The organism is Streptomyces sp. NPDC005408 (genome assembly GCF_040606445.1).
Classification (GTDB): Bacteria; Actinomycetota; Actinomycetes; order Streptomycetales; family Streptomycetaceae; genus Streptomyces.
Map to the genome: position 1 here is coordinate 23,737 of NZ_JBEXEX010000066.1, position 11,188 is coordinate 34,924.

Sequence of the window (11,188 nt, forward strand, 5' to 3'; positions counted from 1 at the left end):
CTAACGGAAGATCGCCATGGCGTCCACTTCCAGCACGGCGTCCTCCGCGTTCCAGTCCTGGACCTTGCCCAGACAGCGGGCCGAGAACGTGCCCCGCGGGACTTCGTTGCGCAGCCATTCCGTCGAGCAGCTGACTCGCACCCGGGGGCCCGGGGCTGCGGGGTCGTCCGGGTCGCCGTAGGGAGCCAGGAAGACGGTGGCGTCCGTCGACTCGCTGATCTTCCGGAACCGGCCTCTGATCAGCACGAAGTCCTCGATGTCGCGCAGCCGCACACTCTGCCGCGCAGTCCCGGAGCGCTCGAGCGCGGCGAGCGACTGGGTCAGTGCCGCGTTCCGCCGGATCGTCTCGGTGACGAGGTCGACATGGACGATGAAGTTCTTCTCCTCCAGCTCGTCCATGATCCCGCCGATCACCGATATCGGCTCGGTCACTTCCAGGTACTCGCTGACGATCTCGCTGTTGTCGTTCTTGCCGCCGCCCGCGCTCGCCCCGAAGCCCGAGGCGCGGACGCTGACGTTCTTACTGCCTGCGGTCGTCTGCTTCACGTTCTTGCGCAGGGACCCCACGTCGCCGCGCTTCATGTAGTAGTCGATGACCTGCGGGTCGTTGAGGTAGAAGCAGATCCGGTAGGTGAGGCTCCGGTCGGGAGCCTGTCTGCCGCGGGCTGTCCGGGAGACCGCCAGCACCGCCACCGTCACCACGCAGATCGCGGTCACCAGCCACAGAAGCATCCAGAACCACCAGACGCCCCACCACACCTCACTGAACACACCCACGGATCTCCTTGAAAGCGCTCAGGAGCGACTGGGCCGTGGCGTCGACCATGCGTCCGCCGGTGGCCCGTGCTGCTCGATCGAGTTCCCCGGTATCGGCCTCGCCGTAGCGAATCGTGTACGTGTGCACCGCGCGGGCCGCCCGGGGCTGTCCTTCGTACCGCCGGATGAAGGCGTCGAGGTCCATTCCCGCGTTGTTCTCGCCGTCCGTCATCAGCACGATCGACAGTGCCCGGCCGGGCTGCGCCTGCGCGAGAGCGGATGCCTTCCGGTAGGCGTGGTCCAGCGAGGACCAGATGGCCGTGCTGGTGTCGAAGTCGTCGGCGGCGACAAATCCGCGGAGCCGGTCCAGATCCGCCTGCCGTTCGTAGGTCACGCTCCGCTCGTCCAGTACGCGGCCGCCGAACCGCAGCACGGTCAGCGTCTCGCCGCGGTAGAACCGGACGAACTTCCCGGAACGGGAATCGTCGGCGCCGCTGAGCCCGTCGAATGTGGCCCGCAGCTGCTTGATCCGCTCGCCGCGCATCGAGCCGGAGAAGTCGAGCAGGAAAAGAACCTGCGAGGACTTGTCCCGCTGCGGATTGCCGTAGCCGGCGAGCAGCCGGTCGACGACTCGCTGGTCGTCCGGGAAGTACAGCGCGTTGCCGACGGGTTCGCGCAGCCGCGGCACCCGGGGCACGGCCGGGTCGATCGGCCGGCGCAGCGTCCGCTCCATGATTTTCTTCTGGACCGGTCCGCTCTTGAGCCAGTCCACGAGCTTGTCGTACGCAGCCCGTTTTCCCGGGTCGAGAAGCAGCAGCGGATAGTCGGACAGCACCATGCCGTCCTTCGGATAGACGATCTCCAGCGGCTCGCGCAGCTTTCCGCCGCTGTTGAGCGCGAGCAAAGCGGACTCGTACGTAATGAGCGCGTCGAGGTCGTTCTGGCGTCGCACAAATCCGTCGGCGAGGCGGTCCGAGGAGTCCTCGACGAGTTCGTGTCCGCTGAAGAAGCCGCGCAGCCGGTCGCAGGAGACATCGCCCGGGCGCAGTACGCCGCCGGTGCCCGCGGCCGCAGTCGCCACGCCGACGAGGGCCGCGAGCCCACTGTTGCTGTGGCGCGGGTCGGCCATCCCGAATTTCAGAGATCCGTCCGCAGCGGCGTCTGCCACGTCCGCCCAGGAGATCTGCCGGTCGGGCGTGGTGCCGCGCAGCCGCTTCGCCGTGGCGGGTTTCATGCCGATGACGACGGGCGAGCGCATGATGCTGGTGGTCAGTGGCTTCTCCACGGACTTGCCGGCCTGCCCGGCCTGCTTCAGCTTGAGCTGGAAGTAGCGGTCGGAGGAGAGCCAGGCGAGGTCGTGCCGGTACGTGCCGGGAGTGAGCGCGTTGCTGGCGTCGACCGTGCCGCGGTAGTCCATCTCCAGCTCGATGCCGGTGTCCTTGCGGAACTCCTCCAGCAGCGGCTTCATGTCGGCGAGTTCCGAACTGGCCAGTACGCGCAGGGTGACGGGCTCGTTGTCGCCGGTGGAGCAGGCCGTTGCGATGGAGAGCCAGACGAGGGCCAGGCAGAACGCGATGAAGCCCCGGGCACGGGAGGCGGGCCTCATTCGGACGCTCCGGCCGGGATGTCGAGCGGTGCGCACTCGCCGACGATGGAGATCATCCGCTCCAGATAACGGAGTTTGGGCATCGCGGTATGAGTGTCGTCCTGCCGTATCGACGGGACCGGGATGTCGCGTTCCTCCAGGAACTCGGTCAGCCGGTCGCCCTCCACCTCGCCTGTCGGGTCGAGAGTCCGGAAGCCCAGCTCCAGCGCGCGCTGCCGCAACTCCGGGTCGTCCGTGATGAGTTCGCCGAGCTTGTCGCTCTCCTTGTTGAGCGCGATGAACTGCGGCTGAGTGACGAACTGGCTGTCCGGGTAGAGCAGCACCCGATCGGAGTCCAGCTGTTGCTTCTCGGCCTTGTACTGCGCCTGGTACGTGAGGAACTGATGCTCGTAGGCCACCACGACGGGCGCGATCGCCTTGCCCTCCGGCGAGATGTACGTCCGGAACACGTCGGAGGCGGGCATGCCCTGCTCCATGAGCGGCTTTATGGCCCGCGCCCGCTGATCGGCGGCCTTGTCACTGCTCGGAATGTCGTCGCCGGTGCCGCGCCAGGTGAAGGCGACCAGCGCGAGATAGGTGCCGGCCGAGTTGGAGTCGCAGACGTCTGGGCTCTGGACGAGGATCCTGTTGGTGTTGATGACGCCGCGGTTCTGGATCCCGATGTCGGACCAACGGCTCTTCTTGTCGATCTCGTCCAGGAGCTTCTTCGTCTTCAGGGTGTAGTAGAGCGGCTTGTCCCCGGAGCCGGTCTGCGCGGTGGCGAGGCCCGCGGCCGCCAAGGTCTCGGCGTACGCGCGATAGGTGGGGAGCACGATGGGGCTCACGAAGGGCCGGTGCACCTTGCCGAACTCACCGGCCGCCGCACGCTGGTTGGTGATGAGGTCACCCGCGGGCTGCCCGGACGGAAAGACGAAGTCGTACGTGGAGATGTCCCTGATGGCCACCTCGCGCGAGCCCGTACTGGTGATGTGGATCTTGTAGTGATGCTTGAGAAGCAGCCGCTGGACCTCTTTGTCCTCGAAGAACTCCCGCTTCGACGCCATCTTGCCTTCGAGGGTGACGACCTTCTGGAAGGGCAGCAGGATGTTGCCCGAGACGGACAGCACGGCGATGCCGATCAACGCGAGGGCGAGCGCGGGCAAAAAGACCAGCAGGAAGCTGCGTTGCGCCCACACGGACGTCGACCGCACGGGCAGCCGCGGCTCTTCCACGACAGATCTCTCCCCTACGACCACCGACGCCTCCCCCGCGTTCCCCCGCCTCAGCCGAGGAAAGCATTCCCCACACGAGGGCCACTACGTGCAGGCTTCAGCAAATCCAAGGTGAACAAATCCGTTGAGCTGTACGGGAGTTGAGGTTGGCCTCAGAAGCGGGCGTGGGCGGTGATGTCGGCGCCGAACTCCTCGATCATCGCGGGCGTCACCGTCGGCCTGCACTGGGCGATGGCCGCCAGATAGTCCTCGGTGCTCGCGCCGAGCGCCCGCCGGTCGCCCGTACCGCTTCCGATCGTCTCCAGGTCCCGCTCGAACGCGGTCTGGGCGGCGATCCGGGCCGCGTGCTCGATGTCGGCGGGGGTGAACAGTTCGCTGGCGGCGACCAGGACCGTCACCTCCACGTCGGGCCGGCCGTCGGTGTAGCGGGACCAGATCGCGGCCCGCGCGGCAGTGTCAGGGGTGCCGATCGGGATCAGATAGTCGAACCTGCCCGGGCGCAGGAACGCCGGGTCGAGCGAGCGGATGGAGTTGGTGGCGCAGACCAGCAGCCGCTCGTCCCGTTCCCGGAAGCCCGGTATGAGCTTGAGCAGTTCGTTGGTCACTCCGTGCATTCCGCCCGGCTGCGCGGGCTCGGTGCGTACCGGGGCGATCTCCTCGACCTCGTCGATGAAGACAAGGACCCGCTCCAGCTCGGCGATCCGGGCGAAGGCACTGCGCAGGGCGGCCGCGAGATTGCCCTCGTCGGCGAGCCGGGAGGGAAGGAGCTCGACGAAGGGCCAGCCGAGCTTGGAGGCGATGCCCCGGGCGAAGGTCGTCTTCCCCGTGCCGGGCGGGCCGAACAGTGCGATGGCACGCGGCGGCCGGACCCCGTGCCGGGCGGCCCGCTCGGGCTCCGCGAGCGGCAGGACGACGCGCCGCTCGATCAGGTCCTTCTCGGTCTCCATGCCCGCGACCTTGGCCCACAGGTCGCTGGGCAGGAAGCGTCCGCCCAGGTCCTCCAGGAGGCTGGCGGCCGGGCCGTGGAGCGGCTCGACCTTCTCGAAGTAGGCCACGGCGGGCTGCCGGGTATAGCCCGCGTTGAGCAGCCCCTCGCCGAGCAGTTCCTCCTCGGGCAGCACATAGGCGATACGGCCCACCCGGGCGGCGACGAGCCGTCGCTCCAGTTCCACGAGGAGGGCGCTCGCCAGGCCCCGGCCGCGCCAGGCGGACGAGATGGCGATACGCATCACCCAGGCACGCTCACCGGCCACAGTGGCGAGTGCCGCGCCGATGGGGATGCCCTGGTGGACGGCGACGACGGCGGGCTGCCGTGAGGTCAGCGCGCCGATGCACTCGGCCAGCGAGAAGACCGACTCCTGGCCGAGCTCGGCCGTGGTGTCGATCAGGTGGACCACTGCCGCGAGATCGCTCTCTCGGTAGTCATGGATGAGCCAGTTCACCGGTACCGCCCCTCGTTCGTGCCGTTCCGGTGAGGCTAGGGGCGGCGGTGCGGCGGGTCCTGCTCCATGGTGCACAAGCGCGGGCGCCAAGTCCGACGTTTAGTCGGTAGCCAGGCTTGCCGCTACCCAGGGCTAGGGCCTGTCGTTTGGATCAGGCCGAATCAGTGAGCGGCCCGCCGCGGAGCGGCTGATGTCACTGCGGTGCGTGCGATCGCAGGCCGGAGGATGGGGGCCCCCGCCGAAGGCAGGGGGAGAGCCGACGCAGAGCGTCGGCGACTGACGACAACGCGGCGTGGGGGCACCTCCCGTGCCCGAAGGGCTACGGGGGAGTGCGCACCAGGGCACGCGAGCCCGGCAAGATCCGAACGACAGGCCCTAGGGGGTCTCCGGCCCGGTGGTGCGGTGGACGACGTTCGACTGCTCGCCGTAGTAGTACGCCCGGACGCGGACGGTGGATCTCTTCTCGTCCGGCAGCGTGATGAGGCCCATGGATTCGATGTTCGCGTCGACCACCGCTGCGACGCGGAACGCGCTCTCGCCCTCGGGCTTGAGCTCGACGAGAAAGCCCTGTTCGTCGCGGGCGTGGTCCTGCCAGGTGAGCAGGACGCCGTTCGCATGCTTGACCGTGACCTTCAGCCCGGTGGGAGCCGCGGCCGGGCCGGTGGATCTGACCGACTGCGACGGGCCGTGTCCGCCGGGGAGCCTGCGCGGCTCGGCCCACTTGTGGTCGCCCTTCTGGTCCTGCTCGCTGAACTCCCCCGGGGGCAGGGCGAATTGCACCGCGGACGTGGCCGGTCCGTAGTAGGGACGCAGCCGATAGTAGAAGGGCGTCTTGGGCATCAGGTCGGGGTGCGTGTACGCCGCCTGGCCGGGCTGCATGAACTGCAGGATGGTGTACGGGCCGCGGGGCTCGGTGGCGAATTCGACGATGCGGCCGGCGGCTCCCGGGTCGCGTCCGCTCCAGCGCAGGGTGATGTCGGTCGGCGAGTCGAGAGTCGCGGTCAGCCTGGCGCCCTGGTCCGCGGGCGCCTTTCGGGCTGCGGGCCTGCCTGATTCGGGTTTCCCTGCAGGCTTCCCGGCTGCGGGCTTCCCGCCGGGCGCGCGCGAGCAACCGGCCAGCACGGCCGACACCACGACCCCGGCCGCCAGCGCTCGGACCACGCCATGAACTGCCCTCACCCCGGACCTACTTGCGCCAGAACTTGATGTTGCTCCACGCCACGGTGGCGGGCCCGTTGCCGCTGCTCGTGCGGTACGCGCCGAACTTGTCGTAGTAGCTGCCGCCCGGGCTGTCGTACCTGTGCTTCAGCGACCCGTTGATGTAGGTGCGGTGACTACTGCCCACCTGGTGCACGGTGTTGACCCGTACGGTCGTGCCGACCGTGGCACCGCTCGCCACCGTCGCGCCGCCGTGCACCGCATACAGCCTGCCGCCGCGCTCGACGGCCAGCATGAAGTACGGGCCCGCGTCGGGCGCGTCCCTGAACGTCTGCTTGAGGCTGATCCGCGTACCGCCCATGCTGGTGATCTTGAAGTACCCCTCGAACTGGCGGGTGCCGCCGGTGTACGTGGCATACCGCCGCTCGGCGCGCTGATCGCCGCTCGCGGTCGAGCAGGTGAGTTTGAAGGTGAGGTTGTCGACCTGACCGCAGCCTCGCTCCTGGACGGAGAACGAGGGCGACTGCGAGGTCCAGCCTCCCGGCTCGACTTCGGCGGAGGCACTGGGGGCCACCAGGAGCACTCCGCAGACTGCGGCGGCTCCGGCGAGTAACGGGCGCTTGCCGGTCATCTTCTACTCCTTCGCACCACCAACGTTCACGTAACTGAACATCAGGTGGATAGCTGAACACCATCGGCAGTAGGAAGGTAGGTGTATGGCGTGACCGCGTCAAGGATGTGGACGCCGAACCGGACCCGAACCGGACCGGCACCGTGGCGGGGATCCGGGGGCGCCTCACGCCCCCGCAATCAGACGGTCGACCGCCGCCGTCCCCGAGCTGTAGCCGGGAGCCATCGGCTGAGGCTGCTCGGCGGCCACCGGGGCGCCGCGCTGCGCACGGGCGGGGACGAGCCCCCGCGCCGAGACCGGCTCCTGCGCCAGCGCCAGCATCGGCCCCACCCCCTGCACCTGCCCCTGCTCCGGTGGCAGCGGCTGCCGCGCCGGCACCTGGGAGAGCATCGGGGCCATCGGCTGCGGAGGCGGCTCCGGAGCCTGGATCCGCCGCCCGTACAGCACCCCTTCCATCGCCTCCATCAGCCGCAGCACATCCTCCTGCGGCCGCACCACCAGCCGCAGGAACCGGCTCGAACTGCCGACCTTGTTGCTGCACTCGCGCACCAGCACCCCGTGCTCGGCGAGCAGCCGGTCCCGCAGCACCGAGCCGTCCACACCTTCCGGAAGGCGCACGTAGAGGAAGTTGCCCTGCGAGGGATAGACGGTCATTCCCGGCAGCTGGGAGAGCCGCCAGGTCATCTCCTGCCGGTCGCGGCGGGCCTGCTGAAGGCTCTCGGCGTACTCCTGGCGGTGCTCCCTGAGCATGAACACCACAGTCTCGGCAAAGGAGTTGAGGTTCCACTTCGGCAGAGCTGCTCGTACCTTCCCGGCAAGCGTGGGGTTGGAGACGAGATAACCGAAGCGGACGCCGTGCAGCCCGAAGTTCTTGCCCAGGCTGCGCAGCACGATCACATTCGTACGCAGCACGGCCTCAGCCGCGACACTCGGCTCGGGCTCGGCGTCCGCGAACTCCAGGAAGGACTCGTCGACGACGACGAGATCCAGATCCTGGAGTTCGTCCAGGAGCGCGATGACCCGCTGCTTGGGCAGGAAGCCGCCGTCGGGGTTGTTGGGGTTGCAGATGACGGCCGCGCGCGAGCCGCGGCTGCGGATGAACTGCACGAAGGACGTCGTGTCGAGGCCGAAGCCGTGCGCCTCGGGCAGCAGGAGCATGTCGACGCGCTTGCCGGTCTCCATGGGCTGGTCGGTCCAGCGCCCGAAGGTGGGCACGGGCACGGCCAGCGACTCGCGGACCAGCAAGTGGTCGATCCAGGTGATCAGTTCGGTGGATCCGTTGCCCATGGCGACGGTCTGCGGATTGAGCCCGAGCACCTGGCACAGCTCGGCGGTGATGGTGTCCGCCGCGCTCGGATAGTAGGTGAGGATCTCGCGCAGCCGGCTGCCGAGCATGTCGAACATCTCAGGGGTGGGGAAGTACGGATTGCACGGGATGCAGAAGTCGGTGATCTCCCCGGCCTGGCCGCCACCTGCCCTGTTCAAGGTGAAGTACGAAGGGCTGTGCGCGGTGGACGCGCGGAAGAGTGCGGTGACGTTGCCGCCGGCCATGGATCTGCCTCCCCTGGCTGCCAGTGGCCCTAACGGTGCGCAGGGACCCTCCACGAATACGGATGGGAGTGAGGTGATGTTCAACGACTACTGTGAAGCGTGATGTTCACACCCTCGGGTCCCACGTTCCGTGAGCTGGCCGTACAGGCGCTCTCGTCGATCGAGCACGGCTATGACCTGCTCGCTCCGAAATTCGATGAGACGCCCTTCCGTACACCGGACCGCCTGCTGGACCCGGTCCTGCACGCCCTCCGCCCCCTCGGGCCGTTCCAATCCGGGCTCGACGTCTGCTGCGGCACGGGCGCGGGCGTCGGCGTGCTGCGGCAGCTGTGCGAGGAGCACGTCACCGGCGTCGACTTCAGCGCGGGCATGCTCGCGGAGGCGAGGGCGTCGCTGCCGGACGACGCGACCGCACCCCCGGTGAGCTGGGTACGCGCGGACGCCCTCGCGCTCCCCTTCAGTGGGGCCTTCGACCTGGCCGTGAGCTTCGGCGCGTTCGGCCACTTCCTGCCCGGCGAACGCCCCACGCTCTTCGCCCAGGTCCACAAGACACTCCGCCCCGGCGGCAGGTTCGTCTTCCCGCTCCCGGCGCCGCCCAGGGTCTGCTCCCCGCTGTACTGGGCGCTGTGGGCCTTCGACGCGTCGATGCGCGTACGGAACCTGCTGTGGCGGCCGACCTTCGTCATGTACTACCGCACCTTCCGGCTCTCCGAGGTCATGGCCGAACTCGGGCGGGCGGGGTTCGCGGTGGAGCTGACGCCGCTCGAAGAACTGGGGCGGCTGAAGGACGGCAGCCCGCGCTGCCGGCTCGTGGTGGCGACGCGTATCGGCTGAGCCGGATCCCGGACCGGGAGGGCCGGGATCCGTCCTGCCTCACAGAGCGGCGAGCCGCTCCAGCGGGAACGGCGGCTGCGCCAGGGGGCGCACCGCCAGCCGGGTCAACGGCAGGGCGTTGTCGTCGCCCGCCGTGCGGTTGGCATGGAGTACTCCGCAGCCGGTGCAGCGGTGGACGAGTACCCACTCGCCGTCGCCGCGGACCGATATGGCGAGAGGTTCCATACGGGCTCCGCAGTCGGCTGCCCGGTCGCCGGGGGTGTCGTCGAGGTGACGGCTCCACAGGCAGTTGGGGCAGTGGTTGCGGTGGCCGGTGCCGGCCGCGGTCATCGACACGTCGAGGCCGCAGTGCAGGCAGCGGAAGGACTGGGCGCGTGCTTCGGTGCGGGCGCGCCTGGAGGTGTTGCGGGACATCGTGGACACGACTCCTGGTGTGATGCGTGGGATGGGCGTCAGCTCTGAACGCCGTCTCGCATCAAGGGAGTTCATACCGCTAGAGCGGGAGGCCTTCCTCGATCGCGAGAACGGTTCCGCCGGGCCCTGGGCATACACGCACCACCTCGGTATCGACATCCGGTCACCTGATGAGACCCCGGCCGCAGGGTTCGGGGCAACCGAATTGATTCGGCCCCGGGATCCGGGTCACGGCTCAGCCATTGGAGTGTCAGCGGGACACCGGCCCATGCCCACTCGTGGCTGTCACCGGGTGCGTGAGGCACATACGTGTAGGACCGCTGACATGAAGATCAGCGCGTTCTTGCGAGGCATGCATCCGTGGATGCTGCGCCACGCCGGGTGGTGGCTGGCGGGCTCGGCGGCGGTTCACGGTCTGACGGTGATCGCCACGAGGCCGGACATGCTGGATCTTCAGGTGTACTACGCCGCTTCCCCGCAGGTGTTGTCCGGGCAGCTCTACGACTACTCGCTGCATCCCGGTGGGCCGCTCACATCGCTGCCCTTCACCTACCCTCCGTTCGCGGCCCTGTTGTTCCTGCCGCTGTCCTTGCTGCCCTGGGCTGCGGCGGCCTGCCTGTGGCAGCTGATGTCGGTGGCGGCTCTCTTCCTGATCGTCGGATGCACCGGCCGACTGCTCTTCGGCGGCGCGGGCCGCATGAGCCGGGAACAGGTCATGGTGTGGGTGGGCGCCTGTCTGTGGCTGGAGCCTGTGCGCCACACGCTCGACCTCGGGCAAGTCAACCTGATCCTGGGCGCTTTGGTGCTGTGGAGCCTCACCACCTCGCTCGGGGCCGGGACCAGGGGCGCGGCGGTCGGCGTTGCGGCGGGTGTGAAGCTGACGCCGGCCATCGGCGGGCTGTACTTGCTGGCCACCCGGCAATGGCGGGCGGCGGCATGGTCGCTCGTGGCCTTCTCGGGGACGGTGGCGCTGGCCTGGCTGGTCGTGCCGCGGGATTCCGCACGGTACTGGTACACCCTCGTCGGGAACCCCGACCGCATGGGACGGGTGTCCTCCGTACGAAATCAGTCCGTCCGTGGAGCACTCAGCAGGACGCTTGGCCACGATGTCGCCTACGGCCCGACGTGGTGGACGGCCGCGGCGGTGGTGGCTGTCGCGGCGGGGTGTGCCGTGTGGGCGGCCGCCCGGCGCCGGGACCGTTTGGGCATCCTGGTCACCGTGCAGCTCGCGGGGCTGCTTCTGTCCCCGATCTCGTGGAGCCACCATTGGATCTGGTGCGTACCGGCCATGATCTGGCTGGCCCATGGCCCCTGCCGGCAGCGCCTGTTGAGCCGGGTCACGCTCGCAGCGTGGACCATTGCCACGGTGGCCCGCGTGGTGCCGTACCTCACCCGGATCCAGGAGAGCCTTCCGGGCGACAGGGTGTACCCGGCGCGGCTGGCGCTGTTCGGCTGGGTCTATGCGCTGTGCTCGGTCCTGACACTTCTCGGGCGGCAGCAGCCAGCCGTTGTGCCGGTGCCGGATCGCATCACGCAGGCCGGGTACGTCGAAGGCCACGGCGGGCGTACCCACACCGTTCGCCTC

General features: G+C 68.8%; 10 protein-coding genes. 2 read left to right on the forward strand and 8 right to left on the reverse strand.

Going from position 1 to position 11,188, the window contains the following annotated elements; genetic code table 11:
• The 7 genes from ABZS64_RS35060 to ABZS64_RS35090 form a co-directional block, all read right to left on the reverse strand.
• Positions 1 to 777, reverse strand: coding sequence for a hypothetical protein (locus tag ABZS64_RS35060; RefSeq protein WP_355838406.1), 777 nt, complete (start codon positions 775 to 777; stop codon positions 1 to 3).
• Entirely contained in the window at positions 761 to 2,362 is a 1,602-nt protein-coding gene (locus ABZS64_RS35065; protein ID WP_355838409.1) for a VWA domain-containing protein, read from the reverse strand. The genes ABZS64_RS35060 and ABZS64_RS35065 overlap by 17 nt, the downstream gene beginning before the upstream one ends.
• On the reverse strand, positions 2,359 to 3,573 hold the full coding sequence (locus ABZS64_RS35070; RefSeq protein WP_355838412.1) for a hypothetical protein: 1,215 nt from the start codon (positions 3,571 to 3,573) through the stop codon (positions 2,359 to 2,361). The genes ABZS64_RS35065 and ABZS64_RS35070 overlap by 4 nt, the downstream gene beginning before the upstream one ends.
• 152 nt (positions 3,574 to 3,725) lie before the next feature.
• On the reverse strand, positions 3,726 to 5,015 hold the full coding sequence (locus ABZS64_RS35075; RefSeq protein ID WP_355838415.1) for a bifunctional GNAT family N-acetyltransferase/ATP-binding protein: 1,290 nt from the start codon (positions 5,013 to 5,015) through the stop codon (positions 3,726 to 3,728).
• A gap of 375 nt (positions 5,016 to 5,390) precedes the next feature.
• Positions 5,391 to 6,194 (reverse strand): fibronectin type III domain-containing protein, encoded by an 804-nt coding sequence (locus ABZS64_RS35080; RefSeq protein ID WP_355838418.1) that lies wholly within the window; start codon positions 6,192 to 6,194, stop codon positions 5,391 to 5,393.
• A gap of 7 nt (positions 6,195 to 6,201) precedes the next feature.
• Positions 6,202 to 6,804, reverse strand: coding sequence for a hypothetical protein (locus tag ABZS64_RS35085; RefSeq protein WP_355838421.1), 603 nt, complete (start codon positions 6,802 to 6,804; stop codon positions 6,202 to 6,204).
• A gap of 165 nt (positions 6,805 to 6,969) precedes the next feature.
• Positions 6,970 to 8,355 carry a histidinol-phosphate transaminase gene (locus tag ABZS64_RS35090; RefSeq protein WP_355838424.1) on the reverse strand — a complete coding sequence of 462 codons (1,386 nt, stop codon included), beginning with the start codon at positions 8,353 to 8,355 and terminating at the stop codon, positions 6,970 to 6,972.
• A 102-nt stretch (positions 8,356 to 8,457) separates the two neighbouring features.
• Here ABZS64_RS35090 and ABZS64_RS35095 point away from each other — a divergent pair, with 102 nt between their 5' ends.
• On the forward strand, positions 8,458 to 9,189 hold the full coding sequence (locus ABZS64_RS35095; RefSeq protein ID WP_355838427.1) for a class I SAM-dependent methyltransferase: 732 nt from the start codon (positions 8,458 to 8,460) through the stop codon (positions 9,187 to 9,189).
• A 39-nt stretch (positions 9,190 to 9,228) separates the two neighbouring features.
• On the opposite strand, the gene ABZS64_RS35100 is transcribed toward ABZS64_RS35095, so the two are convergent.
• Complete coding sequence (locus ABZS64_RS35100; protein WP_355838433.1) at positions 9,229 to 9,603, reverse strand: RNHCP domain-containing protein; 375 nt, start codon at positions 9,601 to 9,603, stop codon at positions 9,229 to 9,231.
• Between the two features lie 325 nt (positions 9,604 to 9,928).
• Between ABZS64_RS35100 and ABZS64_RS35105 the strand changes: the two genes are divergently transcribed.
• The coding region (locus ABZS64_RS35105; RefSeq protein ID WP_355838430.1) for a glycosyltransferase 87 family protein at positions 9,929 to 11,188 on the forward strand (1,260 nt) is incomplete at its 3' end.

Bases quoted from the DNA above. Each gene is read 5' to 3' on its own strand.
- ABZS64_RS35065 (WP_355838409.1), bottom strand. From the start codon at position 2,362: ATGAGGCCCGCCTCCCGTGCCCGGGGCTTCATCGCGTTCTGCCTGGCC.
- ABZS64_RS35085 (WP_355838421.1), bottom strand. From the start codon at position 6,804: ATGACCGGCAAGCGCCCGTTACTCGCCGGAGCCGCCGCAGTCTGCGGA.
- ABZS64_RS35090 (WP_355838424.1), bottom strand. From the start codon at position 8,355: ATGGCCGGCGGCAACGTCACCGCACTCTTCCGCGCGTCCACCGCGCAC.
- ABZS64_RS35095 (WP_355838427.1), top strand. From the start codon at position 8,458: ATGTTCACACCCTCGGGTCCCACGTTCCGTGAGCTGGCCGTACAGGCG.
- ABZS64_RS35100 (WP_355838433.1), bottom strand. From the start codon at position 9,603: ATGTCCCGCAACACCTCCAGGCGCGCCCGCACCGAAGCACGCGCCCAG.